The sequence below is a fragment of the Streptomyces sp. NPDC039430 genome (assembly GCF_055639435.1).
In genome coordinates this window covers 126,219-151,020 of record NZ_JBVKAK010000001.1, presented here as the reverse complement: position 1 = coordinate 151,020, position 24,802 = coordinate 126,219, and the positions used below count along the sequence as shown (strand labels likewise).

Genomic DNA, 24,802 nt, shown 5'->3' with positions numbered 1-24,802 from the left:
CGCGGGTGGTCGCCGTGGCCGCGTACGGAGGCCCCGGCACCCGGCGCCGCCGCGAACCCGTACGCGGAAACCGCCCCCGCCGGAAACGTGCCGGGCCGCCACAACGTAAGGTCCATCCTCGTGAGTACGGTGTGTGTGGTGCGCGATCTGGTCAAGACGTACCCCGCCGCGCGCGGCAGACGCGGCGTCCCCGGGACCCCCGCGGTGCGGGCCACCGACGGGGTCTCCCTCGACGTGCGGCGCGGTGAGATCTTCGGTCTGCTCGGGCCCAACGGCGCGGGCAAGTCCACTCTCGTACGCCAGCTCACCGGTCTGATGCGGCCCGACTCCGGTGACGTCGAGGTCCTCGGGCACGATCTGGTACGGCACCCCGAGCGTGCCTCCCGGCTCATCGGGTATCTCGGCCAGGAGTCGACCGCGCTGGACGAACTGACCGTCGCGCTCGCCGCCGAGACCACCGGCCGGCTGCGCGGGCTGTCGCTGCGGGTCGCGCGGGCCGAGCGGGACGATGTGCTGGCCGAGTTGGGGCTGACCGAGATCGCCGGGCGGCCCCTGAAGAAGCTGTCGGGGGGCCAGCGGCGGCTGGCCTGTTTCGCCGCCGCGCTGGTGGGGGCGCGGCCCGTACTCGTTCTCGACGAGCCGACCACCGGTATGGACCCGGTCGCGCGGCGCGCGGTGTGGGCCGCCGTGGACCGGCGGCGCGCCGAGCACGGGGTGACCGTGCTGCTCGTCACCCACAACGTCATCGAGGCCGAGACCGTACTCGACCGGGTCGCCGTGCTGGAGCGGGGCAAGGTCATCGCCTGCGACACCCCGGCCGGACTCAAGGAGGAAGTCGCCGGCGAGGTACGCGTGGAGCTGGTGTGGCGCGAGCGCGCGCCGCTCGACGTTCCCGAGGTCGCGGCGCTGCGCGATTCGGCGCAGGAGTCGGGGCGCCGGTGGGTGCTGCGGCTCGCGCCGGACGAGGCGCGCGCGGCGGTCGCCGCGGTGACCGGCGGCGCGGCCTTCTCGGCGCTGGACGATTTCACCTTGGCGACGCCGAGTCTGGAAGATGTCTATCTGGCGCTCGGCGGCCGGGCGAAGGGGCTGGTCAAGGCGTGAGCAGCCCCTTCATGAGCAGCCATTTCGCGAGCAGCCCCTTCATGAGCAGCCGTTTCGCGAGCGACGCACGTACGCCCGTACCGAACAGGAGCAGCACCAGGTGAGCATCGTGCCTGCCGAGGCCGTGTCCGGGAGAGTCAGGACCGCGGCCGTGACCGAGCCGGCGGACGGCGTGCCCGCGCCGCTCGCGCCCCGGGCGCGGCTGCTGCCCTCGCTCGCCGCCGTGTACCGCGCGCAGCTGTCCCGGGCCCGGGTCGCGCGGATCCCGCTGCTTTTCGTGGCGACGTTCCAGTCGGTCGGGATCATGATCCTGATGCGGGGCGTGGTGGACGGGGGCGACGAGGCGCGGGCGGTGGTCGCCGGGTCGAGTGTGCTCGTCGTCGCGTTCGTGGCGCTCAATCTGCTCGCCCAGTACTTCGGTCAGCTGCGCGCGAGCGGCGGGCTCGACCACTACGCCACCCTGCCGGTGCCGCCCGCGGCGGTGGTGCTGGGCGCGGCCGGCGCGTATGCCTCGTTCACGGTGCCGGGCACCGCGGTCACGGCCGTCACCGGCAGTGTGCTGTTCCAGCTGCCGCTCACACATCTCTGGGTGCTGGTCGCGGTGATTCCGCTGTCGGGCGCGGCGCTCGCCGGTCTGGGGGCGGCGCTCGGTCTGCTCGCGCCCCGTCAGGAGCTGGCGACGCTGCTGGGCCAGCTGGGCATGTCGGCGGCGCTGCTGCTGGGGGTGCTGCCCGCGGACCGGCTGCCGGGGCCGGTCGGGTACGCGCGTGACCTGCTGCCGTCCACGTACGGCGTGGAGGCTCTCGCCCGTACGTTCGATGCCCGTCCCGACTGGCCGGCGGTCGCCTTCGATCTCGCGGTGTGCGCGGCCGTCGGTGTGTGCTCGCTGGCCGTGGCGACCTGGGCGTACCGGCGGGCGGCGGTCCGATGAGGCAGCCCCTGGCCAGGACTGGCACGATGGCACTGTGACCGCACCTTTGACGCCGCCCCACCAACCGCCGCACGACGATCCCTGGCAGACACCGCCGGCCGGGGAATCGCCCTTTTACGGGGCCGAAGCGGGGGAGGGGCCCGATATGAAGACCGAAGTGCGCCAGGCCGTCGTGGTGATGGTGGCGCTCGCGGCCCTCGGTCTGGCGCTCGGGGTGCTGTGGCTCTGGCTCGCGCCGCGCACTCCATTGATCTCGGACGAGACGGCGGTCTTCCTCAAGGACACCGAGGGCGAGGAGGCGATCGCGGCGGACGGTACGTTCCTGCTGCTGGCGCTCGGCTTCGGGGTGGTCAGCGCGGTGCTGGTGTTCCTCTTCCGCAGGCGCGGCGGTATCGCGCTGGTGGCGGGCCTGGCGCTGGGCGGGCTGCTGGGCGCGGTGGTCGCCTGGCGGGTGGGCGTCTGGTTCGGCCCCGAGTCCGACGTGGTGGCGCACGCCAGGGCGGTCGGCAAGGGCGTCACGTTCGACGCGCCGCTGCAACTGAACGCGAAGGGCGCGCTGCTGGCGTGGCCGATCGCGGCGATGGTGGTCCATCTGGCCCTGACGGCGCTGTTCGGTCCGCGCGATCCGGAGCCTCGGTGGGACGACTGGGGCCCGTCGCCGTACGGCCCGGCGCCCGAGGACGCGACGCCGGGCGGCCCGCCCAGGGCCTAGGCGTTTCTCAGCTCCGGCCGATGGGTGCCATGACGGCCGAGGTGAGCGCCGCCAGATCCGCCGGGGACAGCTCGACCTCCAGGCCCCGGCGGCCCGCCGAGACACAGATCGTCGCGTGGGCCCCGGCCGAGGCGTCCACTACGGTGCGTAGCCGCTTGCGCTGTCCCAGGGGCGAGATCCCACCGCGTACATAACCTGTCGTACGTTCCGCGGTCGCCGGGTCCGCCATCGCGGCGCGTTTGCCGCCGACGGCCGCCGCGAGCGCCTTCAGATCGAGCGAACCGGCGACCGGCACCACGGCCACGGTCAGTTCGCCGTCGACGTCCGCGACCAGGGTCTTGAAGACCCGGTCGGGAGAGACCCCGAGAGCCTCGGCCGCCTCCTCGCCGTACGAGGGCGACGCCGGGTCGTGCTCGTACGCGTGCAGGGTGTACGGCGTGCCCGCGGCCGTCAGGGCGACCGTCGCCGGGGTGCCTCCGGACTGCTGCTTCTTGGACTTCTTCGCCAAGGCGGTTCTTCCCTGGGTGAGTTGAGGCGTGTCAGTTGGGGCTCAGCGGTGTGTGCGTCAGCGTCACGGCGGGCAGCGAGGGGAGATGGCGGATCACCGCCGTCTCGGCCCGCAGGAGCTTCAGCTCCTCGCGCAGCCGGGCCGCGATGTCCGGGGCCTCCAGCAGCCGCTGCTTGGCCGGGGTGTCGAGCACGGCCGCCGCGGCGACCAGATAGGACACCACCGAGGGGTCGTCGGGCAGTTCGTCGCCGGAGAGCGAGCGCTCACGCGCCCCGGCCAGCCGTTTCTGGTAGTTCCGGAACGCGCGCAGCACGCCCTCGGCGAGCGTGCCCGCGCCGTCGCCGGTCCGCTCGGGGATCTCTTCGAGCTCGGCCGTCAGATACGGGCCGCTCGCGTCGACGGAGAGCAGCCGGACCCGGGTGGTGCCGGTGGCCACCACCTCGAAACTGCCGTCGGGGCGCTCGCGGATCGTCGCCGCGTCCGCGACACAGCCCACCGGGTGGAAGGATTTCAGGGGTTCTGGGCCGAAGCCGGCGTCGGGCCCGCGGTCGGTGAGGGCGGTTCCGTCCGGCATCCCGGGCGCTGTCGGCGCGACTTCGTGTCCGTCGCGGATGGCGACCACGGCGAAGCGGCGCGGCTCGGACTCATCGGTCTTGAGCAACTCGCGCATCATCGCGCGGTAGCGCTCCTCGAAGACGTTCAGAGGCAGGACGAGGCCCGGGAACAGCACCGCGTTCAGCGGGAAGAGAGGGAGGCGTGCGGTGGTCACAACGGTCAAGCGTAGTGGCCGCGGGGCCCTCTCCGTTCTGTCCTGCTCCGCAAAGGCATCGCGGAGGCCACTTGGATCCTCACGGCGTGCCGCGATTCGAGGAAATGCCCCAGCGGATCGTCGGTGAACGAGGTCCACGGGAAGGAGGTCGCGTACGAGCCGATCAGCCGGAACTGTTCCAGCGCCTCCTCCCAGCGCCCCCGCTCCACCAGCACGTACGCCAGCAGATTGCGTACCTCGGCCGGCCACGGGTCGCCCGCCTCGTACTGGGCGGACACCGCGATCGCGAGATCGGCCGCCGCGTCGATCCGGTCCGCCTGTACGGAGGTGGGCTCGCCGCTCAGCAGCAGCGTGAAGGCGGCGCGCACGGGCAGCGCGCGGACGAGGGAGCCGGGCAGGGCGTCGTGCGCCGCCTGTTCGGCGAAGTCGAAGCACTCGCGGTGCGAGCCGTACCACTCGGCCGAGAGGTACTGGAGGGCCGCGACATGGCAGCCGTAGTGGTGCGAGGCGCGGCGCACGGCCTGCTCCCACAGCGACTCGAACGCGGTGTGGGTGGCGTGCGTACCGCGCGCGTGGTCCAGCGCGACCCGCCAGGGCACCGGATCGCGTGGATCGCCGTCGGCCGCCGCGTCGATCATCGGGCCCGTCTCCCGGAGCCGCTCGCCGCGGGCCGGGGACTCCCAGGCCCTGCGGATGGCCAGCTCCGCCCGGACGAGCAGCGCGTCGGGGTCCCGGGGCGCGGCGCGCAGCCAGGCCGTGAGCCAGCCGTCCCGGCCGTACGCGAACGCGGCCAGCCGCACCACATAGCGGTCGCGGTTCTCCCATTCGGCGGCCTCGCGGGTCGTCGCGAGGAGCTTCGCCGCGGGCTCGTACTCGCCGAGCGCGGCGGCGACGAGCGCGGGAGCGAGCCGCTCGTCGGGGGCGTCGAGCAGCACCGCGTCGTCCGGCGGCAGCCCGGCGGCGAGCTGCGGGGTGTGCCGGACCATACGCGCGGTGCTGATCAGGGCGCGGAGCAATGACATGGTGCGGACCATTGAAAACCGCAGGTCGCGGACGCGCCAGGGGGCAGCTGTGAAGCTTTCGTATCGGGCGAAAAGGTTGTAGCGCCCAAAGTCAAGGCGAGGTAAAGAAAGCCCGGGATGCCGGTACATCCCGGGTCCGCCGTGCCTCGGTGCCGTCCGTCCGGCGGCGAACCCGGCACCCGGCACTCGGCACCCGGCACTCGGCACCCGGCACTCGGCACTCGGCACCCGGGACTAGCCCCGCCGCAGGAGTCGCGACGCTCCCGCCGCCACCGTCGTCGCCAGGATCCAGCCCAGCATGATCAGCACCGCCGCCGCCCACTGCCAGCCGCCCTTCAGCAGCCAGTAGCCGTCCTGACCGAGGTTGATCACCGGGATCAGCAGATCCAGGGTGAACAGCGCGGGGTTCCACACCGGGTGTCCCTCGCCCTTGATCGCCTCCGGGGCGTGGCGGGCGAAGGCGACCGTACTCGCCCCCCACAGCACCGCCATCCACAGCGCCGCCCGGCCCGGCCGGTAGCCGTACGCCACCGTCCAGTCCTGGAGGTAGCCCCAGAGCTTCGCCGCGAGCGGCAGCGTCTCGCGGCGGCGGCGCTGCTTGGCGAGGAGCACCTCACGCGCGTCCGCGTCCTCGCCGGTGTTGCGCAGGACCTGGGCCAGTCGTTCGTATGGCTCAGGGGAGTACTCCGGGGTCGCCGCCGCCACCCACTCCAGTCGTCTGATCAGCGGGAAGTGGCCGAACGGGACGAGATTCTCGTAGACGAAACCGCCCATGGCGAGCCCGCCGGGGCCCGGCCAGCTGGTCGACATGTCGACCAGTGTGACGATCTTCGCGCCGTTCAGGACGACTCTGCCGTCCTCCAGCCGCTCGCATTTGAAGCGCAGCTCCGGGGTGCTGATCCGGCGCAGCGACAACTCCTCCGTGGGGGCGAGATAGAACCGCGCCTGGTCCATGTCGACCGCGTCGCCGAAACGGCCGTCGTCGAGCCGGACCCCGCCCCGGCACTCGAAGCGCTGCAACCGCGTGCCCAGGAGCGGTGTGGCGACGCTGCCGACGCCGTGCGGGGGTGTCATGCCGGGATCGCCGGTCTCCGTGCTCACCCACGCGCCCGTCATGTACAGCGACCGCTCCACCGTCAGCTGCGGGGCGTTGAGCGCCCGCAGCTCCTCCGCGGCCCGCAGCCGGCTGCCGCGCAGGCTCAGCGACACGCCGATCTTGGCGCCGCGCAGACTGACCTCGCCATATGTCTCGATCTGATCGGCCTGGAGGTCCTGCGCGACGGACATTCCGTCCGCCGTGATCGCCCGGCCGAGCCGGTCGGGACGTACATCGATCTGGCTGATCAGCAGATCCGTGCCGATCTGCGCGTCGGTCAGCCTGATGCCCCGCTCCACCCGGCAGCGCGGCAGATGGAGATCTCCCTCGGTCTGCAGACGGGCGGCCTCCAGCCGGGGGATGGCACAGCCCACCATCCGCAGCGTGGTGAAACGCGACTCGGGCAACACCACCTCGTTCTCGAAACGGCATTGATTCAGCTCCACGTACGGGGCGATCGTGCCGCCCGCGAGGTTGAGCGTGCCGGTGATCTGCACCCCGCGGAGCTTGAGCGCGGCGACCCGGCCCGGCAGCGCGGCGGGGCCGTTGAGCAGCAGCAACGCGATGACCCTGGCGCGGACACTGCGGTCCGTACCCCAGGGACGCGGCGCGAAGGGATCGTTCAGTAGTGCGTCCGACGTGCTCAGGTCGTAGGTGCTGCCGTTGCGGAACGACTGCCACATGCCGAGTTCCGCCGCGCTGAGCCAGTCGGGAGATTCGTCGTTCTGCGGCTCGGTCACTGCCGCGCCTCCGCTTCCCCTGTGCGTACAGATGGTCCGTACAAGTGATGACGGACGGTCCGTGCGACTGATGAAAGGTGGTCGTACATGCGTTGTTCCCGCTGAGTGACGTGCTGAACGCTAATGGTGACCCGGAGTGAACATGGCGTGTATCAGCCAGTGATACGCGCGACCGGCGGCCTGATCCGGTCTGCGAGAATTGACCCCGTGATCTCACGAATCGATCTGCGCGGCGACACCCTCCCCGAGGGTGGAGACCTGCGTGACCTGCTGCCCCGAGCCGAGTTCGACGTGGAAGCCGCCCTGGAGAAGGTGCGGCCGCTCTGCGAGGACGTGCGCCATAGGGGTACGGCGGCGCTGATCGATGCCGCGGAGAAGTTCGACGGAGTGACGCTGGAGCGGGTCCGGGTGCCCGCGAAGGCCCTTGCCGACGCCCTGGAAGCGCTCGATCCGGCCGTACGGGCCGCGCTGGAGGAGTCGATCCGGCGCGCCAGGCTGGTCCACCGCGCGCAGCGGCGCTCCTCGCACACCACTCAGGTCGTGCCCGGCGGCACGGTCACCGAGAAGTGGGTCCCGGTCGGGCGGGTGGGCCTCTACGCGCCCGGCGGCCGCTCCGTCTACCCGTCGTCGGTGATCATGAACGTGGTGCCGGCCCAGGAGGCGGGCGTCGAGTCGATCGCCCTCGCCTCACCCGCGCAGAAGCCCCGTTATCCGGGAGACGCTGCCGGCGGTCTGCCGCACCCGACCATCCTGGCCGCGTGCGCGCTGCTCGGGATCGACGAGGTGTACGCGGCCGGTGGCGCCTCGGCCGTCGCGATGTTCGCGTACGGCACCCCGGGCCCCGACGGCTGCGCGCCCGCCAACATGGTCACGGGCCCCGGCAATATCTGGGTCGCCGCCGCCAAGCGCTACTTCACCGGCCGCATCGGCATCGACGCCGAGGCGGGCCCGACCGAGATCGCGGTCCTCGCGGACGCGACCGCCGACCCGGTCCATGTCGCGGCCGACCTGATCAGCCAGGCCGAGCACGACCCGCTGGCCGCCGCGGTCCTGGTCACCGACTCCGCCGAACTGGCCGACGCGGTCGAGAAGGAGCTGGAGCCGCAGATCGCGGCGACCAAGCACATCGAGGACCGGGTGGTCCCCGCGCTCTCCGGCCGGCAGTCCGCGATCGTGCTCGTCGACTCCGTCGAGGACGGCCTGCGGGTCGTCGACGCGTACGGCGCCGAGCACCTGGAGATCCAGACCGCCGACGCCGCCGCGGTGGCCGCGCGGGTCCGCAACGCGGGCGCGATCTTCGTCGGCCCGTACGCCCCTGTCTCGCTCGGCGACTACTGCGCGGGCTCCAACCACGTACTGCCGACCGGCGGTTGCGCCTGCCACTCCTCGGGGCTCTCCGTCCAGTCCTTCCTGCGCGGTATCCACATCGTGTACTACACCGAGGAGGCGCTCGCCGAGGTCGCCCACCACGTGGTGACCCTCGCCGAGGCCGAGGACCTGCCCGCGCACGGCGCGGCGCTGAAGGCGAGGTTCGCGTGGAAGGTACCGGGAAAGTGACGTTCGGCAGTCGTGAGTTCGACGAGCTGCCCGTACGGGACGAGCTGCGCGGCAAGTCCCCGTACGGCGCACCCCAGCTGGACGTCCCCGTACAGCTGAACACCAACGAGAACCCGTACCCGCTGCCCGAGCCGCTGGTCGAGCGGATCACCGAGCGCGTCCGCGAGGCCGCCCGGGGCCTCAACCGCTACCCCGACCGGGACGCGGTCGAGCTGCGCACCGAGCTGGCCCGGTATCTGACCCGCACCGGAAAGCACCCGCTGACCGCCGCGAACGTCTGGGCCGCCAACGGCTCCAACGAGGTCATCCAGCAGCTGCTCCAGACCTTCGGCGGCCCCGGCCGTACGGCGATGGGCTTCGAGCCCTCGTACTCGATGCACGGCCTGATCGCCCGCGGCACCGGCACCGGCTGGCTCCCGGGACCGCGCGGCGAGGACTTCACCATCGATGTGGGGGCGGCGGAGAAGGCCGTCGCCGAGCACCGCCCCGATGTCGTCTTCATCACCTCGCCCAACAACCCCACGGGCACGGCGGTCGACGCCGGGACCGTCCTCGCGCTCTACGAGGCCGCCCAGGCCGCCAGGCCCTCCCTGGTCGTGGTCGACGAGGCGTACGTCGAGTTCAGCCACCGCGACTCCCTGCTGCCCCTGATCGAGGGCCGGCCGCGGCTCGTCGTGTCCCGCACGATGTCCAAGGCGTTCGGGGCGGCCGGGCTGCGCCTCGGCTATCTCGCCGCGCACCCCGCCGTGGTCGACGCCGTCCAGCTGGTGCGCCTGCCGTACCACCTCTCCGCCGTCACACAGGCCACCGCGCTCGCCGCGCTGGAGCACACCGATACGCTGCTCGGGTACGTCGAGACGCTCAAGGCCGAGCGGGACCGGCTGGTGGGGGAGTTGCGGGCGATCGGTTACGAGGTCACCGAGTCGGACGCGAACTTCGTCCAGTTCGGCCGCTTCGAGGACTCCCACACGGCCTGGCAGCGGATCCTCGACCGGGGTGTCCTCATCCGTGACAACGGCGTACCGGGCTGGCTGCGGGTCACCGCGGGCACCCCGTCCGAGAACGACGCGTTCCTCGACGCGGTACGTGATCTCAAGAAGGAGCAGCGCGCATGAGCCGCATCGGCCGCGTGGAACGCAGTACGAAGGAGACCTCCGTCGTCGTCGAGATCGATCTCGACGGCAGCGGCAAGGTCGACGTGTCGACCGGGGTCGGCTTCTACGACCACATGCTCGACCAGCTGGGCCGGCACGGCCTGTTCGACCTCACGGTGAAGACCGAGGGCGATCTGCACATCGACTCGCACCACACCATCGAGGACACCGCGCTGGCCCTCGGCGCCGCCTTCAAGCAGGCCCTCGGCGACAAGGTGGGGATCTACCGGTTCGGGAACTGCACGGTACCGCTGGACGAGTCGCTGGCCCAGGTGACGGTGGACCTGTCGGGGCGGCCGTATCTCGTGCACACCGAGCCGGAGAACATGGCGCCGATGATCGGCGAGTACGACACGACCATGACCCGGCACATCCTGGAGTCGTTCGTCGCCCAGGCGCAGATCGCGCTGCACGTACACGTCCCGTACGGGCGCAACGCGCACCACATCGTGGAGTGCCAGTTCAAGGCTCTGGCCCGCGCTCTGCGGTACGCCTCCGAGCGCGACCCGCGGGCGGTGGGCATTCTTCCTTCGACCAAGGGCGCGCTGTGACCGGTTTGTCGACCATTCTGATCGTCGTGGGGCTGTTCCTCGCCGGCGGTGTGTACTCGTTCCACAAGCAGAAGCTGCCCAAAGGCGTGATCGTGCTGCTGGGCAGCGGCTCCGTGCTGTGCCTGATCGCCGGAGTCCTGCGCATCCAGGGGATCTGGGAATGAGCAAGAGCGGTAAGAGTGTCGTCGTCTTCGACTACGGATTCGGCAATGTCCGGTCCGCGGAGCGCGCCCTGGCCAGGGCCGGCGCGGCGGTCGAGATCACCCGCGACTTCGACCGCGCCATGAACGCCGACGGGCTGCTCGTCCCCGGCGTCGGCGCGTTCTCCGCGTGCATGAAGGGGCTCACCGCCGCCCGCGGCGAGTGGATCATCGGCCGCAGGCTCGCCGGCGGCCGGCCCGTCATGGGGATCTGCGTCGGGATGCAGATCCTCTTCGAGCGCGGTATCGAGCACGGCGTGGAGACCGAGGGCCTCGACGAGTGGCCCGGTACGGTCGCGCCGCTCAAGGCCCCGGTCGTCCCGCACATGGGGTGGAACACCGTCGAGGCACCGGAGGGCAGCAGGCTGTTCGCCGGGCTCGACCCGGAGGCCCGCTTCTACTTCGTGCACTCGTACGCCGTGCACGAGTGGGCCCTTGAGGTCACCAACCCCAAGATCCGCGCCCCCCAGGTCACCTGGGCCACCCACGGCGAGCCGTTCGTCGCGGCCGTGGAGAACGGCGCCCTGTGGGCCACCCAGTTCCACCCCGAGAAGTCCGGCGACGCCGGCGCCCAGCTGCTGACCAACTGGATCGGAACCCTCTGATGTCATCTGTGCCCCCGGGGCCCTCTGTGCCGAAGCTCGAACTCCTGCCCGCCGTCGACGTCCGCGACGGCCAGGCCGTCCGGCTGGTCCACGGCGAGTCCGGTACGGAGACGTCGTACGGCTCCCCGCTCGAAGCCGCCCTCGCCTGGCAGCGTTCGGGCGCCGAGTGGCTGCATCTGGTCGACCTCGACGCGGCGTTCGGCACCGGTGACAACCGCTCGCTGATCGCCGAGGTCACCGAAGCCATGGACATCAAGGTCGAACTGTCCGGCGGAATCCGCGACGACGCCTCGCTCGCCGCGGCCCTCGCCACCGGCTGCACCCGCGTCAACCTCGGTACGGCCGCGCTGGAGACCCCCGAGTGGGTCGCCAAGATCATCGCCGAGCACGGCGACCGGATCGCGGTCGGCCTCGACGTACGCGGCACGACGCTGCGCGGGCGCGGCTGGACCCGTGACGGCGGTGATCTCTACGAGACGCTCGCCCGGCTGGACTCCGAGGGCTGCGCGCGCTACGTCGTCACCGACATCGCCAAGGACGGCACGCTCCAGGGGCCCAACCTGGAGCTGCTCAAGAACGTCTGCGCCGTCACCGACAAGCCGGTCGTCGCCTCCGGCGGGGTCTCCTCGCTGGACGATCTGCGTGCGATCGCCACGCTGGTGCCCGAGGGAGTCGAGGGCGCGATCGTCGGCAAGGCGCTGTACGCGAAGGCGTTCACCCTGGAAGAGGCGCTGGCGGCGGTGTCCGGATGAGCGACGACGTACGCGACGGCGCACGCGCCGGAGAGGTACGGAAGATCTCGTCCGGCGGTCCGTGGGAGGAGTCCATCGGCTACTCCCGCGCGGTGGAACTCCCCAACGGCCTTGTCCTGGTGGCCGGATGCACGGCGATGGTCGACGGCAGGATCTCGGCGGGCGGCCCGTACGAGCAGGCCAGGGCCGCCTTCGGGGTCGCCGTCAAGGCGCTGGAGGAGCTGGGGCTCGGCGCGGAGCATGTGGTGCGCACACGTATGTACATCACCCATGTACGGGACGCCGACGACGTGGGCCGCGCTCACAAGGAGCTGTTCGACGCCGTGCGCCCCGCCGCGTCGATGATCGTCGTGTCCGGCTTCATCGACCCGAGTCTGGTCGTGGAGGTCGAGATCGAGGCGTACCGGGGCGGTGCCCGATGACTCTCGCCGTACGGGTCATTCCCTGCCTGGACGTGGACAACGGCCGGGTGGTGAAGGGCGTCAATTTCCAGAACCTGCGGGACGCGGGCGACCCGGTCGAGATGGCCAGGCTGTACGACGCCGAGGGCGCCGACGAGCTGACGTTCCTGGACATCACCGCCTCCTCGGGCGACCGCGAGACGACGTACGACGTGGTGCGCCGCACCGCCGAGCAGGTCTTCATCCCGCTCACGGTCGGCGGCGGCGTACGCACCCCCGAGGACGTCGACAAGCTGCTGCGGGCGGGCGCGGACAAGGTCGGCGTCAACACCGCGGCCATCGCGCGCCCCGACCTCATACGGGAGATCGCCGAACGCTTCGGGCGGCAGGTGCTGGTGCTGTCGGTCGACGCGCGGCGCACCCCGTCCGGGTCCTTCGAGGTGACGACGCACGGCGGACGCAAGGGCACCGGCATCGACGCCGTCGAATGGGCGCACCGCGCGGCCGAGTTGGGCGCGGGGGAGATCCTGCTCAACTCGATGGACGCGGACGGCACGAAGGACGGCTACGACACGGAGATGATCGCGGCCGTACGCGAGCATGTCACCGTGCCCGTCATCGCGTCCGGGGGCGCGGGCAGGCTCGCGGACTTCGCGCCGGCCGTCGAGGCGGGCGCGGACGCCGTGCTGGCCGCCTCGGTCTTCCACTTCGGAGATCTGCGGATCTCGGAGGTCAAGGGCGCGCTGCGCGAGGCGGGTCACCCGGTGCGCTGACCCGGCGCTGCCCCCGTACGGATTCGGCCGGTCCGCCTCCGTTCGTGAAGATCGGGCAGGTTCGGTGAGAACCGGTGAGAACCGGCGGGAACTGGTGAAGACCGGTGAACTCGCCGGTGCTTATCCGCCGGTTGCGCCGCGACAGTGGAACCGCCAGTCATCATCGCGGTTCCACTCCGGTGCGCCCGGCGGCATCCGACGGTTTGCGGCGGCTTCAGGCGGCTTCCGGTGTGGCCCCGTCACGACCGAGAGGCACCCGCCGTGCATCCGTACTCCCCACCACCCCCCGCCGCGTCCGACTCCCCGGCCGCACGCTCCCAGGTTTCCGACTCCCAGGCTTCCGACTGCCCGGCCTCCGACTGCCCGGCCTCACGCTCCCCGCGCTTATGTGCGGGCGCGCTCGCGACCGCCGCTCTGGTGGCCGCGCTGGTTCCCGGCGCGTCCGGCGCCCACGCGACCGGCCTCGCCGGGGCCGCGGACAATCCGTACGAGCGCGGACCCGCCCCGACCGTGGCGTCCATCGAGGCCGGCCGCGGCCCGTACGCCGTCTCGCAGATCCCGGTCCCCCGGGCCGCCGTCAGCGGGTTCGGCGGCGGCACGATCTACTACCCGACCGCCACCGCGGACGGCACCTTCGGCGCCGTGGCCGTCGTGCCCGGCTTCACCGGCACGCAGTCGAGCCTCGCGTGGCTCGGCCCCCGGATCGCCTCCCAGGGCTTCGTCGTCTTCACCATCGACACCGTCACCGTCCTCGACCAGCCCGCGAGCCGGGGCGGCCAACTCCTCGCCGCGCTCGACCATCTGACGGGGAGTTCGGCCGTCAGCGGCCGGATCGACCGCGCGCGGCTGGGCGTCATGGGCCACTCGATGGGCGGAGGCGGCGCGCTGGAGGCCGCCAAGAGGCGTACCTCACTGAAGGCGGCCGTCCCGCTGACCGCCTGGAACCTGGACCAGACCTGGCCCGAAGTGCGGACCCCCACTCTGCTGGTGGGGGCGGACGGCGACACCGTCGCGCCCGTCGCCTCCCACTCCGAGCCGTTCTACACCTCGCTGCCGGGCTCGCTCGACAAGGCGTATCTGGAACTGAAGGGAGCCACCCACAACGCGCCGAACACCGCGAACACCACCATCGCGAAGTACAGCGTCTCCTGGCTGAAGCGGTTCATCGACAACGACACCCGCTACGAGCAGTTCCTCTGCCCGCTGCCCGAGCCGGGCCCGGCCATCGCGGAGTACCGGGGGAACTGCCCGCACCGCGGCTGACTCCCCAGGTCCACCAGCACCTCGGGCTCCACCGGCACCTCGGGCTCCACCAGCACCTCGGGCGGGACGGGCTGCGCCACATCCGCCGCCATCGCGTGCTCGCCCCGCTGATGCTGGTCATCGCCATCGGTGAACTGGGCTTCGTCGGCCCGCTCAACATCGGACTCACCCTGCTCGTCCGGGAGCGCGGCTGGGGCGCCGACGGCATGGGATGGATCGTCGCGGCCTTCGGCGCGGGCGCGGGCGCCAGTTCACTGCTGCTCACGGTGCGCGGACGGATACCGCGCGCCGGACTCACGCTGTCCGTCGTCCTGTGCGGCGGAGCCGTCGCCGTCGCGGCACTCGCGTACGCGCCCTCGCTCGCCCTGGCCGTCCTCGCGGGCGTCTGCATCGGACTGCTGGCGGGGCTGAGCGGCGCGCTGACCGGAGCCCTGCTCCAGACGACGGCCGACCCGGCCTACATGGGCCGGGTCACATCTGTGGCGACACTCTTCACACTCGGCGTCGCGCCGCTCTGCTACCCGGTCACCGGCGTGGCGACCGGCCTGTGGGGCACCGGCCCCGTCTTCGTCGTCAGCGCGGCGGTGTGCGGCACGGGGGGCCTGCTCGGCCTCTGCTTCACGGCACTCCGCCGCGCCGAACTGCCCGCGTCCTGAGGCGCGTGGCGCTGTACCGGGAGGGGCCCTGTACCGGACGGGACCTGGTGCGGACAGGGCCCGTCCGGATACCGGGGCGCGCCCTAGATACCGAGGCTCGCCTGCTGGACCCGTCCGATCGCGTCCTTGTCGCCGTCCAGCTCCACGTTCGCCGCCGCCTGCCGGCCGAACGTGAAGAGCAGCAGCTCGCCCGGCTCGCCGGTGACCGTCACCACCGGGGTGCCGCGGTGGGCCACGGCCGTCTGGCCGTCCGGGCGGCGCAGCACCAGGCCGACCGGGGACTTCCGCCCCATCATCCGGCCGGCCTTCTCCAGCCGTGACCACAGCGTGTTCGCGAAGACGCTGTCCAGCTCCCGGGGCGCCCAGTCGGGCTGCGCCCGCCGTACGTCCTCCGCGTGGACATAGAACTCGATGGTGTTCGCGGCCTCGTCGATCTGTTTGACGCCGAACGGGGACATCCGGGGCGGGCCGGTACGGATCAGCTGGATCAGTTCCTCGTACGGCTTGGCGAGGTACTCCGCCTGCACCCGTTCGAGCCGGTTCCTGAGCACAGGCAGCAGCGTCCCGCCCGCCGCGTCGGGGCGGCGCTCGCGGACCACGACATGGGCCGCCAGATCGCGGGTCAGCCAGCCTTCGCAGAGCGTCGGCGCATCGGGGCCCGCCGCCTCCAACAGGTCGGCGAGCAGAAGTCGTTCACGCTTCGCATGGGTCGACATGCCGGTAAGCCTACGGCGGTACGGTCCCGTCCGCCCAGTGGACGTCCCGGCCGCCCGCCGCGCGGGCGCGGCACAATGGCCGTATGACCAGCTCGCCCCCACCCGCGGACCCGGCCGGCGGACTCGACCCCGCCATCGCCGACCGGCTCAAGCGCAGCGCCGACGGCCTCGTCCCGGCCATCGCCCAGCAGTACGACACCGGCGAGGTGCTGATGCTCGGCTGGATGGACGACGAGGCGCTGCACCGCACCCTGACCACCGGCCGCTGCACCTACTGGTCGCGCAGCCGGCGGGAGTACTGGGTCAAGGGCGACACCTCGGGCCATGTCCAGCACGTGAAGTCCGTCGCCCTCGACTGCGACGCCGACACCGTCCTGGTCCAGGTCGACCAGGTGGGCGCCGCCTGCCACACCGGCGCGCGGACCTGCTTCGACGCCGGCGTACTGCCGCTCGGCCGCTGATCTCCCGGCCGTGACCGCCGTCGTACCGTACGGAAACGATCGCCGGCCCCCGTACGGAAGGCTCCGTACGGGGGTCACCGTACGGAGCGGACGTTCCACCGTCCGCACCCAATGCCTCCCGTCCAACGAGTAGGGTCAGCCGCCATGGACCTTGAGACCTTCCGCAAGCTGGCGGTGGACCGCCGCGTCATCCCCGTCAGCCGGCGCCTCCTCGCGGACGGCGACACTCCGGTCGGCCTGTACCGCAAGCTCGCCGCCGAGCGCCCCGGCACGTTCCTGCTGGAGTCCGCGGAGAACGGCCGCTCCTGGTCCCGCTACTCCTTCATCGGTGTACGGTCGGCCGCCACGCTCACCGAGCGCGACGGCGAAACCCACTGGCTCGGCACCCCGCCCGTCGGGGTCCCCCTCGACGGCGACCCGCTGACGGCCCTGCGCGCCACCGTGGAGACCCTGCACACCCCCCGCGACCTCTCCTCCGGCATGCCGCCCTTCACCGGCGGCATGGTCGGCTACCTCGGCTACGACATGGTCAGGCGGCTGGAGCGGATCGGCGAGCACGCCCGCGACGATCTGCGCATCCCCGAGCTGACCATGCTGCTCACCTCGGACCTCGCCGTGCTCGACCACTGGGACGGCACCGTCCTGCTGATCGCCAACGCCATCAACCACAACGACCGCGACACCGGAGTGGACGAGGCGTACGCGGACGCCGTCGCCCGGCTCGACGCCATGGCCGCCGATCTCGCCGAGCCGGTACGGTCCGCGCCCACCGCGCTGCCCGCCTCGGAACTGCCCGAGTACACCGCGCTCTGGGGCGGCCCCGACTACCAGGCCGTGGTCGAGGACATCAAGGAGCGCATCAGGGCGGGCGAGGCCTTCCAGGTCGTCCCCTCCCAGCGCTTCGAGACCCCCGTCACCGCGAGCGCGCTGGATGTCTACCGGGTCCTCAGGGCCACCAACCCGTCGCCGTACATGTACCTGTTCCGCTTCGACGGCTTCGACGTCGTGGGCTCCAGCCCGGAGGCGCTCGTCAAGGTCGAGGACGGCCGGGCGATGGTCCACCCCATCGCGGGCACCCGGCCGCGCGGCGCCACGCCGAAGGAGGACCAGGCGCTCGCCGACGAACTGCTCGCCGACCCCAAGGAGCGCGCCGAGCATCTGATGCTCGTGGACCTCGGCCGCAACGACCTCGGCCGGGTCTGCGAGCCCGGCACCGTCGAGGTGGTCGACTTCATGTCCGTCGAGCGCTACTCGCACGTCATGCACATCGTGTCGACGGTGACCGGACGGGTCGCCGAGGGGCGCGGCGCCTTCGACGTACTGACCGCCTGCTTCCCCGCGGGCACCCTCTCCGGGGCCCCCAAGCCGCGCGCCATGCAGATCATCGACGAGGTGGAACCCACCCGGCGCGGACTGTACGGCGGCTGTGTGGGCTATCTCGACTTCGCGGGCGACTCCGACACCGCCATCGCCATCCGTACCGCCCTGCTGCGCGACGGCACGGCCTATGTGCAGGCGGGGGCGGGTGTCGTCGCCGACTCGGACCCGGTCTCGGAGGACACGGAGTGCCGTAACAAGGCCGCCGCGGTGCTCCGCGCCGTCCACACGGCGAACCGGCTGAACGCCGGGTAACCCCCGGGCGGCCGGGCGGTTGGAGCCGTAGGGGATAGTGGGGTGCGTGAGTGCCGTACCCGTACCCCAGCCCCGTACCGCAGGACCCGCGGCCACCGCCAGGAGCGGCGGCGGGGGCCGTCGGGCGCTCGCCGCGGCCCTGCTGCTCGGCGCCGCCGGCGCCGCCGTCGCGCTGATCGCCTCCGGCCAGATCTGGGCCGAGGGGATCGCCGCCGTCGGCGGTGGTTCCGTGCCGCTCGACGCCGACGGCCGGGATGTCACCGGCGTTCCGGCCGCCCTCGGCATCGTCGGCCTCGCGGCGCTCGTCGCCGTCTTCGCCGTACGCGGCGCGGGGCGTCTCCTCGTCGCGGCGCTGCTCGCGCTGAGCGGCGCGGGCGCGGCCGTCGCCGCGTTCCTCGGCGCGTCGGACAGCACGGCCCTCGACGAGAAGGCCGCCAGGACCACCGGCGACAGCGCCGCCACCGTCGACGCCCTGACCCATACCGTGTGGCCGTACGTGACGACCGCCGGCGGCCTGCTGATCCTGCTCGCCGGGGCGCTGGCCCTCGTGTACGGGCGGCGCTGGCCGGGGATGTCGGGCCGCTACGAGCGGCCGGGCGCGCCCACCGGCACGGCCGGGCCCGGCGGAGGTCCCGGCGGGCGCGGGCGTACGGCACGCACGGCGCCCGCGGTGGACCCGGACCGCCCCGAGGACCTGTGGAAGGCCCTCGACCGGGGCGAGGACCCCACGCGCGAGAGCTGACTCACAGGCGAGAGCTGACTCACACCGACGGACCCCACGGGCCGGTACGGGTCCCGCATGCGGGACAATGTGCGTGAGCGTCCGACTCACACAGCGCACCAGCAACGAGGAGCAACTCATGGCGGGCACCAGCCACGGACACACCCCGGCCGCCTGGACCGGCGTCACCATCTCCATCATCGGCTTCTGCATCGCGGGAGCCTTCATGGTGGGGGCGAACCAGCCCGGGTTCTGGGCCGGTATCGGCGTGGTCCTGCTCGGTGGTGTCGTCGGCCTGGCGATGAGGGCCGCGGGCCTGGGCAAGCCGAAGGAGTCGGCCGCGCTGGCGGAGGCCAGGGCCGCCGCGGTGCGGCAGCAGCTGGAGAACGCCGCCGGGACGCAGCAGGTCCGCCCCGAGGCCGCGGCCCAGACGCAGACCGTCTGACGCAGCGCGCTCCTTCCCGCGCGCACTGGTTCCGCGCACCGATCGGTACCCACCGGTTCCGTACGCACCGGTCCGGTACACACCGGTTCCGTACGCACCGAGACGCAGTCCGGCGAGGCCGGGCTGCGTCTTTCCGTACGAGCGGGGGACAATCAGCGGGTGGATGACGCCCTGCCTGTGCCCGCGCCCGACCAGCCGGCCCGTCCGGCGATCCCTCCACCGGCCCCCGTGTCCCCGCCGGTGGCCGCCCGGCCGCCGGCGACGGCGCGTCGGCTGCTGGCGCCGCTCGCCACCCTGGCCGGAGTGGCCGCCGCGTTCACCTACGTCGGGCTCGTCGACCCGAACGAGACCGGCCACTACCCGGTCTGCCCGCTGTACGCCCTGACCGGCCTCCTCTGCTTCGGCTGCGGCGGGCTGCGCAGCGCCCACGCCGTCGCACACGGCGACTGGCTCACGGCCCTCGGCGACAACGCCCTCGCCACCGTCGGCTACCCGCTCTTCGCCGTCCTGTGGGTGGTGTGGCTCGTACGTGCCAGGAAGGGGCTCCCCGTCGCCCTCACCGTGCGGCCCGTCTGGTGGTGGGTCCTCGGCGGGGTGATCCTGGCCTTCAGCGTCATCAGAAACGTGCCCTTCGGCTCGTCGCTCGCGCCATGATGGTCGGGCGGTGTCATGCTCGGCCCACCGGATGCGGGTCGTCCGGCGAGTTCCGGATAGCATCGATATGGCTGATCCTGATCCCATTGCCGATCTGATCGGCGACCGAGCTTGATTCGAACCAGTCCCGGAAGGGGGCCGCTCGCGTGAGTGTGCTCGACGAGATCATCGAAGGCGTACGCGCCGACCTCGCAGAGCGGCAGGCGCGCGTGGGCCTTGACGAGCTCAAGGAGCGCGCGGCGAAGGCGCCCCAGGCCAAGGACGGCGTCGCCGCGCTGCGCGGCGAGGGCGTCCATGTGATCTGCGAGGTCAAGCGCTCCAGCCCGTCGAAGGGCGCGCTCGCCGCGATCGCCGACCCCGCGGCCCTCGCCGCCGACTACGAGGCGGGCGGCGCCGCCGTCATCTCCGTACTGACCGAGCAGCGGCGCTTCGGCGGCTCGCTGGCCGATCTGGAGGCCGTACGCGCCAGGGTCGACATCCCGGTCCTGCGCAAGGACTTCATCGTCACCTCGTACCAGCTGTGGGAGGCGCGGGCGTACGGCGCCGACCTGGTGCTGCTGATCGTCTCCGCGCTGGAGCAGCCGGCCCTGGTCTCGCTGATCGAGCGTGCCGAGTCGATCGGGCTCACTCCGCTCGTCGAGGTGCACGACGAGGACGAGGTCGAGCGGGCCGTGGACGCCGGGGCGAAGATCATCGGTGTCAACGCGCGCGATCTGAAGACGCTGAAGGTCGACCGGAGCACGTTCGAGCGGGTCGCTCCCGAGATCCCGGCCGGCATCGTGAAGATCGCCGAGTCGGGGGTGCGCGGGCCGCACGACCTGATCGCGTACGCGAACGCCGGGGCCGACGCGGTGCTTGTCGGCGAGTCGCTGGTGACCGGCCGGGACCCGAAGTCGGCGGTGGCCGATCTGGTGGCCGCGGGCGCGCATCCGGCGCTGCGGCACGGGAGGGACTGACCTCGCCGTGTCCGTGACTTTCGCTGCCGTGCGTGTGCCGCACGCGCCGCTGGCGCGTGGGTGCCGGCCGCGTGGCTGCCGTGCGCCGGCGCGGCGGGTGCACGGGCGGCGGGTGCGGTACGTGATCGGCGATGAGCCGGGTCAGGTCAACGGGATGCGATGGCGCGGGGCCGCGCGTTAGGCGTGGCCGGGCCGAGGGTGCGGTGACTGTGCGTCGCGCGGTGCCGTGCCCGGGGTGCGGTGACTGTGCGCTGTGCGTACGGTGCCGTGCCTCCGTGGCCCGTCCCCTCGCGTCCGTTGCCGGGTGCGGGGGCGTCCCGCCTTGGCGCGACACGGTGCTCCCCCTCCGTCTCCGTTGTTTCCGAGGAGTTCTCGCGTGTCCGAGTTTTTCGTTCCTGACCCCGACGGTCATGTCCCGAGCGCCGAAGGGTACTTCGGTGCCTTCGGCGGCATGTTCATTCCCGAGGCCCTCGTCGCCGCCGTCGACGAGGTCGCCGTCGAGTACGAGAAGGCCAAGGGCGATCCCGCCTTCGCCGCCGAACTCGAAGACCTCCTGGTCCACTACACCGGCCGGCCCAGCGCGCTGACCGAGGTCCCGCGGTTCGCCGGGCACGCAGGTGGCGCCCGTGTGTTCCTCAAGCGGGAAGATCTGAACCACACCGGCTCCCACAAGATCAACAATGTGCTGGGGCAGGCGTTGCTGACGAAGCGGATGGGCAAGACCCGCGTCATCGCCGAGACCGGCGCCGGGCAGCACGGGGTCGCGACCGCGACCGCCTGTGCGCTGTTCGGGCTCGAATGCACCATCTACATGGGCGAGATCGACACCGAGCGCCAGGCCCTGAACGTGGCCCGGATGCGGATGCTCGGTGCCGAGGTCGTGCCCGTGAAGTCCGGGAGCCGGACGCTGAAGGACGCCATCAACGAGGCGTTCCGCGACTGGGTCGCCAATGTGGACCGTACGCACTATCTGTTCGGGACGGTCGCGGGACCGCACCCCTTCCCCGCGATGGTCCGGGACTTCCACCGGGTCATCGGCGTCGAGGCGCGGCGGCAGATCCTGGAGCGGGCCGGGCGGCTCCCCGACGCCGCTGTGGCGTGTGTGGGGGGCGGGTCCAACGCGATCGGGCTCTTCCACGCGTTCATCCCCGACGCGGGCGTGCGGCTGGTGGGCTGTGAGCCGGCCGGGCACGGGATCGAGACCGGGGAGCACGCCGCCACCCTGACCGCCGGCGAGCCCGGCATCCTGCACGGGTCGCGGTCGTACGTCCTCCAGGACGAGGAGGGCCAGATCACCGAGCCGTACTCGATCTCGGCCGGTCTCGACTATCCGGGCATCGGGCCCGAGCACGCGTATCTCAAGGACAGCGGGCGCGGGGAGTACCGGGCGGTGACCGACGACGACGCGATGCGGGCGCTGCTGCTGCTGTCGCGTACGGAGGGCATCATCCCGGCGATCGAGAGCGCGCACGCGCTGGCCGGCGCGCTGGAGGTCGGACGGGAGCTGGGCGAGGACGGGCTGATCATCGTCAACCTGTCCGGGCGCGGCGACAAGGACATGGACACGGCCGCCCGCTACTTCGGGCTGTACGACGGGGAGGGCACCAAGTGAGCGGGAACATCCAGCTGCTGAGTGACACGCTCGCGGCGGCGAAGGCCGAGGACCGCGCCGCGCTGATCGCGTATCTTCCCGCCGGGTTCCCGACCGTGGACGGCGGGATCGAGGCCGTGAAGGCCGTCCTCGACGGGGGCGCGGACGTGGTGGAAGTGGGGCTGCCGCACAGCGACCCCGTGCTCGACGGGCCCGTCATCCAGACCGCCGACGACATCGCGCTGCGGGGCGGTGTGAAGATCGCGGATGTGATGCGGACGGTCCGCGAGGCGTACGAGGCGACCGGTAAGCCGGTGCTCGTGATGACCTACTGGAACCCGATCGACCGGTACGGGGTCGAGCGGTTCACCGCCGAGCTGGCCGAGGCGGGCGGCGCCGGGTGCATTCTCCCTGACCTGCCCGTGCAGGAGTCCGCGCTGTGGCGTGAGCACGCCGAGAAGCACGGGCTGGCGACCGTGTTCGTGGTGGCTCCGAGCAGCAAGGACGAGCGGCTGGCGAAGATCACGGCGGCGGGCAGTGGCTTCGTGTACGCCGCGTCGCTGATGGGCGTCACCGGTACGCGTGCCTCGGTGGGCCTGGAGGCCAGGAACCTGGTGGGCCGTACGCGCGCCACGACCGGGCTGCCGGTCTGTGTCGGGCTCGGGGTGTCCGACGCGGAGCAGGCGGCCGAGGTCGCCGGATTCGCGGACGGTGTGATCGTCGGGTCCGCGTTCGTGAAGCGGATGCTGGACGCGGAGGACGAGGTGGCGGGACTGGCCGCCGTCCGCGCGCTCGCCGGTGAGCTGGCCGAGGGCGTTCGCAAGCGCTGACGGGTGATCTCACCCGTACGGGTGGACCTGGGACCGGGGAGGTGCGTAGGCGCCTCCCCGGTTCGTTGCTGTGGGCGTGAGCGAGAAGAACCGTGAGGAAAAACGGAGCGCGAGAGAGCGGCTCCAGCAGGAACGTGCGGCGGACAGGACGCGGGAGAAGCGCCGGCGCACCCTGGTCGTCTCCGCGGCGGTGGTCGGGGTCCTCGGCCTCGTCGCGGTGGTCGGGCTGGTCGTCGCGAACGCCGGCAAGGACAAGGCGGACAGCGCGGGGGGCCCGGTCAGCGCTCCGTCGGGGCTGACGGGCAAGGACGATCTGGCGATCCCCGTGGGAGCGACGGACGCGCCGTCCACGCTCACGGTGTGGGAGGACTTCCGCTGCCCGGCCTGCGCCCAGTTCGAGAACGGCTTCAGGAGCACGATCCAGGAGCTGGAGAAGGCGGGGGAACTCAAGGTCGAATACCACCTCGCCACGATCATCGACGGCAACATGGGCGGTACGGGCTCGCTGCGCGCGGCCAACGCGGCGGCGTGCGCGCAGGACGCCGGCGAGTTCGCCCCGTACCACGACGTGCTCTACCAGAACCAGCCGGCGGAGACGGACGACGCCTTCGCCAAGAACAGCCATCTGCTGGAGCTGGCGGGCAAGGTCGACGGGCTGGAGTCCGCGCCCGGTTTCCGGGCGTGCGTGGACGACGGCAAGCACGACGACTGGGTGAACAAGTCCGCGGAGGCGTTCCGCACGGGCGGATTCTCCGGGACGCCGACGGTGCTGCTCAACGGTCAGTCGGTCTTCCCGAAGAAGGGCGCCGAGAACATCACCCCCGACAACCTGAAGAAATGGGTCAGGGAGGCCAACAAGGGCAAGAAGGCGGGGACGACCACGCCGTCCGCGCCCTCGTCGATCCCGGTCGAATCGACGCCCGCGGGGACCCCGCCGGCCTGAGCTCGTTATGCAGAAGTTGCCGGACGGGTTGCCGCGGGTCCCGTCCGGCACTGTAGCGTCGGTCCTGCCATGGACCTTGCATACATTCCCAGCCCGTCGACCGGAGTAATCCACCTCGGACCGCTCCCGCTGCGCGGCTATGCCTTCGCCATTCTCGTCGGCCTGTTCGTCGCCCTCTGGATCGTCAACCGGCGTTGGGTCGCCCGTGGCGGCAAGCCGGGAACGACCACGGACATCGCCGTCTGGGCCGTACCGTTCGGTCTGCTCGGCGGCCGGCTGTACCACGTCATCACCGACTACGAGCTGTACTTCGGTGAGGGGCGCGACTGGGTCGACGCCTTCAAGATCTGGGAAGGCGGCCTCGGCATCTGGGGCGCGGTGATGCTGGGCGCGGTGGGCGCGTGGATCGGCTGCCGCCGCCGGGGGATCGCGCTTCCGCCGTTCGCCGACGCGCTGGCCCCGGCCCTCGCCGTCGCCCAGGCCTTCGGCCGCTGGGGAAACTGGTTCAACCAGGAGCTGTACGGCAGGCCGACCGATCTCCCGTGGGCGCTGAAGATCAGTGAGGGCCCCAACCGGGAGGCCGGCCTCTACCACCCGACGTTCCTGTACGAGTCCCTGTGGTGCCTCGGGGTCGCCGCGCTGGTCATCTGGGCCGAGCGTCGCTTCAAGCTCGGACACGGCCGGGTCTTCGCGCTCTATGTCGCGGCGTACTGCACGGGCCGTGCCTGGATCGAGTACATGCGGGTCGACGAGGCGCACCACATCCTGGGCCTCCGGCTCAATGTGTGGACCGCGATGATCCTCTTCGTCCTCGCTGTCGTCTATCTGGTGGTCTCCAGCAAGGTCAGGCCCGGCCGCGAGGAGATCGTGGAACCGGACAAGGACGCCGTCGCCGCGAAGAAGGACGGCGGCACCGCGGAGTCCGCGGGGACCGGCTCCGGTGAGGACGCCGTGACCGCCGAGGCGCCCGGAGCCGCCGGGAAGGCGGAGGATCCGGTGTCCGGAGCGGCCTCGGACGGACGCGGCTGAGGTCTTCGGGCCTCCGGGGCGCGTCGCGGAAGC

At 72.0% G+C, this 24,802-nt stretch carries 27 protein-coding genes and 2 pseudogenes; 24 read left to right on the top strand and 5 right to left on the bottom strand.

The features are described 5' to 3' along the window. Window positions 1-129: 129 nt before the first annotated feature. The 3 genes from ACZ7LS_RS00635 (at window position 130) to ACZ7LS_RS00625 (ending at window position 2,744) form a co-directional block, all read left to right on the top strand. Window positions 130-1,101 (top strand): ABC transporter ATP-binding protein, encoded by a 972-nt coding sequence (locus ACZ7LS_RS00635; protein ID WP_382664480.1) that lies wholly within the window; start codon window positions 130-132, stop codon window positions 1,099-1,101. 100 nt (window positions 1,102-1,201) lie between these two features. Then, the gene (locus tag ACZ7LS_RS00630; protein ID WP_382525511.1) at window positions 1,202-2,032 is read left to right on the top strand and encodes an ABC transporter permease; all 831 of its coding nucleotides are present in this window, start codon (window positions 1,202-1,204) and stop codon (window positions 2,030-2,032) included. 46 nt (window positions 2,033-2,078) lie between these two features. After that, window positions 2,079-2,744, top strand: a complete 666-nt coding sequence (locus ACZ7LS_RS00625) for a DUF2567 domain-containing protein (RefSeq protein ID WP_382525562.1) — start codon at window positions 2,079-2,081, stop codon at window positions 2,742-2,744. A 7-nt stretch (window positions 2,745-2,751) separates the two neighbouring features. Here ACZ7LS_RS00625 and ybaK read toward each other — a convergent pair whose 3' ends face one another. The 4 genes from ybaK to ACZ7LS_RS00605 form a co-directional block, all read right to left on the bottom strand. After that, window positions 2,752-3,252, bottom strand: a complete 501-nt coding sequence (ybaK, locus tag ACZ7LS_RS00620; RefSeq protein ID WP_382525509.1) for a Cys-tRNA(Pro) deacylase — start codon at window positions 3,250-3,252, stop codon at window positions 2,752-2,754. Between the two features lie 31 nt (window positions 3,253-3,283). Continuing rightward, window positions 3,284-4,021: an LON peptidase substrate-binding domain-containing protein gene (locus ACZ7LS_RS00615; RefSeq protein ID WP_385132342.1), complete on the bottom strand. Its 738-nt coding sequence runs from the start codon at window positions 4,019-4,021 to the stop codon at window positions 3,284-3,286. A gap of 5 nt (window positions 4,022-4,026) precedes the next feature. Then, window positions 4,027-5,055: a hypothetical protein gene (locus ACZ7LS_RS00610; RefSeq protein ID WP_382525505.1), complete on the bottom strand. Its 1,029-nt coding sequence runs from the start codon at window positions 5,053-5,055 to the stop codon at window positions 4,027-4,029. 222 nt (window positions 5,056-5,277) lie between these two features. Continuing rightward, window positions 5,278-6,879: an oxidoreductase gene (locus ACZ7LS_RS00605; RefSeq protein ID WP_382525503.1), complete on the bottom strand. Its 1,602-nt coding sequence runs from the start codon at window positions 6,877-6,879 to the stop codon at window positions 5,278-5,280. A 207-nt stretch (window positions 6,880-7,086) separates the two neighbouring features. On the opposite strand from ACZ7LS_RS00605, the gene hisD reads away from it, so the two are divergent. The 10 genes and pseudogenes from hisD to ACZ7LS_RS00555 all read left to right on the top strand — a co-directional run. Continuing rightward, entirely contained in the window at window positions 7,087-8,436 is a 1,350-nt protein-coding gene (gene hisD / locus ACZ7LS_RS00600) for a histidinol dehydrogenase (protein ID WP_385132339.1), read from the top strand. Next, window positions 8,433-9,551: a histidinol-phosphate transaminase gene (locus ACZ7LS_RS00595; RefSeq protein ID WP_382525499.1), complete on the top strand. Its 1,119-nt coding sequence runs from the start codon at window positions 8,433-8,435 to the stop codon at window positions 9,549-9,551. Before hisD ends, ACZ7LS_RS00595 begins: the two co-directional genes overlap by 4 nt. Then, entirely contained in the window at window positions 9,548-10,141 is a 594-nt protein-coding gene (hisB, locus tag ACZ7LS_RS00590) for an imidazoleglycerol-phosphate dehydratase HisB (protein ID WP_030353542.1), read from the top strand. Before ACZ7LS_RS00595 ends, hisB begins: the two co-directional genes overlap by 4 nt. Then, window positions 10,138-10,305, top strand: coding sequence for a hypothetical protein (locus ACZ7LS_RS00585; protein ID WP_382525495.1), 168 nt, complete (start codon window positions 10,138-10,140; stop codon window positions 10,303-10,305). The genes hisB and ACZ7LS_RS00585 overlap by 4 nt, the downstream gene beginning before the upstream one ends. Further along, window positions 10,302-10,946, top strand: coding sequence for an imidazole glycerol phosphate synthase subunit HisH (gene hisH / locus ACZ7LS_RS00580; protein ID WP_385132336.1), 645 nt, complete (start codon window positions 10,302-10,304; stop codon window positions 10,944-10,946). Before ACZ7LS_RS00585 ends, hisH begins: the two co-directional genes overlap by 4 nt. Window positions 10,947-10,972: 26 nt before the next feature. Next, complete coding sequence (priA, locus tag ACZ7LS_RS00575) at window positions 10,973-11,698, top strand: bifunctional 1-(5-phosphoribosyl)-5-((5-phosphoribosylamino)methylideneamino)imidazole-4-carboxamide isomerase/phosphoribosylanthranilate isomerase PriA (RefSeq protein ID WP_382664478.1); 726 nt, start codon at window positions 10,973-10,975, stop codon at window positions 11,696-11,698. Then, the gene (locus ACZ7LS_RS00570) at window positions 11,695-12,120 is read left to right on the top strand and encodes a RidA family protein (protein ID WP_382525491.1); all 426 of its coding nucleotides are present in this window, start codon (window positions 11,695-11,697) and stop codon (window positions 12,118-12,120) included. The genes priA and ACZ7LS_RS00570 overlap by 4 nt, the downstream gene beginning before the upstream one ends. Then, on the top strand, window positions 12,117-12,872 hold the full coding sequence (gene hisF / locus ACZ7LS_RS00565) for an imidazole glycerol phosphate synthase subunit HisF (protein WP_382663860.1): 756 nt from the start codon (window positions 12,117-12,119) through the stop codon (window positions 12,870-12,872). The genes ACZ7LS_RS00570 and hisF overlap by 4 nt, the downstream gene beginning before the upstream one ends. Before the next feature lie 384 nt (window positions 12,873-13,256). Further along, window positions 13,257-14,135, top strand: a pseudogene (locus ACZ7LS_RS00560) (alpha/beta hydrolase family protein); the annotation flags it as partial. Between the two features lie 65 nt (window positions 14,136-14,200). Further along, window positions 14,201-14,791 (top strand): annotated as a pseudogene (locus ACZ7LS_RS00555) (MFS transporter); the annotation flags it as partial. Between the two features lie 83 nt (window positions 14,792-14,874). On the opposite strand, the gene ACZ7LS_RS00550 reads toward ACZ7LS_RS00555, so the two are convergent. Further along, window positions 14,875-15,507 (bottom strand): TIGR03085 family metal-binding protein, encoded by a 633-nt coding sequence (locus tag ACZ7LS_RS00550; protein WP_382525485.1) that lies wholly within the window; start codon window positions 15,505-15,507, stop codon window positions 14,875-14,877. Window positions 15,508-15,590: 83 nt separating this feature from the next. Here ACZ7LS_RS00550 and hisI point away from each other — a divergent pair, with 83 nt between their 5' ends. The 11 genes from hisI to lgt all read left to right on the top strand — a co-directional run bounded on the left by hisI (window position 15,591) and on the right by lgt (window position 24,769). Further along, on the top strand, window positions 15,591-15,968 hold the full coding sequence (gene hisI, locus ACZ7LS_RS00545; protein WP_382525483.1) for a phosphoribosyl-AMP cyclohydrolase: 378 nt from the start codon (window positions 15,591-15,593) through the stop codon (window positions 15,966-15,968). A gap of 144 nt (window positions 15,969-16,112) precedes the next feature. Next, complete coding sequence (locus tag ACZ7LS_RS00540; RefSeq protein WP_385132331.1) at window positions 16,113-17,600, top strand: anthranilate synthase component I; 1,488 nt, start codon at window positions 16,113-16,115, stop codon at window positions 17,598-17,600. A gap of 37 nt (window positions 17,601-17,637) precedes the next feature. Then, a complete protein-coding gene (locus ACZ7LS_RS00535) occupies window positions 17,638-18,342 on the top strand; it encodes a TIGR02234 family membrane protein (protein WP_382525479.1) in 705 nt (234 codons plus the stop codon). 118 nt (window positions 18,343-18,460) lie between these two features. Continuing rightward, window positions 18,461-18,766, top strand: coding sequence for an HGxxPAAW family protein (locus ACZ7LS_RS00530; RefSeq protein WP_382664476.1), 306 nt, complete (start codon window positions 18,461-18,463; stop codon window positions 18,764-18,766). Between the two features lie 159 nt (window positions 18,767-18,925). Continuing rightward, the gene (locus ACZ7LS_RS00525; protein WP_385132327.1) at window positions 18,926-19,420 is read left to right on the top strand and encodes a DUF2752 domain-containing protein; all 495 of its coding nucleotides are present in this window, start codon (window positions 18,926-18,928) and stop codon (window positions 19,418-19,420) included. A gap of 146 nt (window positions 19,421-19,566) precedes the next feature. Then, window positions 19,567-20,376 carry an indole-3-glycerol phosphate synthase TrpC gene (gene trpC, locus ACZ7LS_RS00520; RefSeq protein ID WP_030353557.1) on the top strand — a complete coding sequence of 270 codons (810 nt, stop codon included), beginning with the start codon at window positions 19,567-19,569 and terminating at the stop codon, window positions 20,374-20,376. 7 nt (window positions 20,377-20,383) lie between these two features. After that, the gene (trpM, locus tag ACZ7LS_RS00515; RefSeq protein WP_382525475.1) at window positions 20,384-20,557 is read left to right on the top strand and encodes a tryptophan biosynthesis modulator TrpM; all 174 of its coding nucleotides are present in this window, start codon (window positions 20,384-20,386) and stop codon (window positions 20,555-20,557) included. A gap of 195 nt (window positions 20,558-20,752) precedes the next feature. Further along, window positions 20,753-21,988 (top strand): tryptophan synthase subunit beta, encoded by a 1,236-nt coding sequence (trpB, locus tag ACZ7LS_RS00510; RefSeq protein ID WP_382525473.1) that lies wholly within the window; start codon window positions 20,753-20,755, stop codon window positions 21,986-21,988. Continuing rightward, complete coding sequence (gene trpA / locus ACZ7LS_RS00505) at window positions 21,985-22,797, top strand: tryptophan synthase subunit alpha (RefSeq protein ID WP_382876071.1); 813 nt, start codon at window positions 21,985-21,987, stop codon at window positions 22,795-22,797. Before trpB ends, trpA begins: the two co-directional genes overlap by 4 nt. A gap of 76 nt (window positions 22,798-22,873) precedes the next feature. Next, a complete protein-coding gene (locus ACZ7LS_RS00500) occupies window positions 22,874-23,740 on the top strand; it encodes a DsbA family protein (protein ID WP_382663836.1) in 867 nt (288 codons plus the stop codon). A 69-nt stretch (window positions 23,741-23,809) separates the two neighbouring features. Next, entirely contained in the window at window positions 23,810-24,769 is a 960-nt protein-coding gene (gene lgt, locus ACZ7LS_RS00495; protein WP_382525467.1) for a prolipoprotein diacylglyceryl transferase, read from the top strand. The last annotated feature ends 33 nt before the right edge of the window (window positions 24,770-24,802 follow it).

Excerpts from the sequence above, each read along its gene's own strand:
- lgt (WP_382525467.1), top strand. The coding sequence starts at position 23,810 with ATGGACCTTGCATACATTCCCAGCCCGTCGACCGGAGTAATCCACCTC.
- ACZ7LS_RS00610 (WP_382525505.1), bottom strand. The coding sequence starts at position 5,055 with ATGGTCCGCACCATGTCATTGCTCCGCGCCCTGATCAGCACCGCGCGT.
- hisI (WP_382525483.1), top strand. The coding sequence starts at position 15,591 with ATGACCAGCTCGCCCCCACCCGCGGACCCGGCCGGCGGACTCGACCCC.
- hisB (WP_030353542.1), top strand. The coding sequence starts at position 9,548 with ATGAGCCGCATCGGCCGCGTGGAACGCAGTACGAAGGAGACCTCCGTC.
- ACZ7LS_RS00550 (WP_382525485.1), bottom strand. The coding sequence starts at position 15,507 with ATGTCGACCCATGCGAAGCGTGAACGACTTCTGCTCGCCGACCTGTTG.
- ACZ7LS_RS00540 (WP_385132331.1), top strand. The coding sequence starts at position 16,113 with ATGGACCTTGAGACCTTCCGCAAGCTGGCGGTGGACCGCCGCGTCATC.
- ACZ7LS_RS00570 (WP_382525491.1), top strand. The coding sequence starts at position 11,695 with ATGAGCGACGACGTACGCGACGGCGCACGCGCCGGAGAGGTACGGAAG.
- hisF (WP_382663860.1), top strand. The coding sequence starts at position 12,117 with ATGACTCTCGCCGTACGGGTCATTCCCTGCCTGGACGTGGACAACGGC.
- hisH (WP_385132336.1), top strand. The coding sequence starts at position 10,302 with ATGAGCAAGAGCGGTAAGAGTGTCGTCGTCTTCGACTACGGATTCGGC.
- ACZ7LS_RS00530 (WP_382664476.1), top strand. The coding sequence starts at position 18,461 with ATGGCGGGCACCAGCCACGGACACACCCCGGCCGCCTGGACCGGCGTC.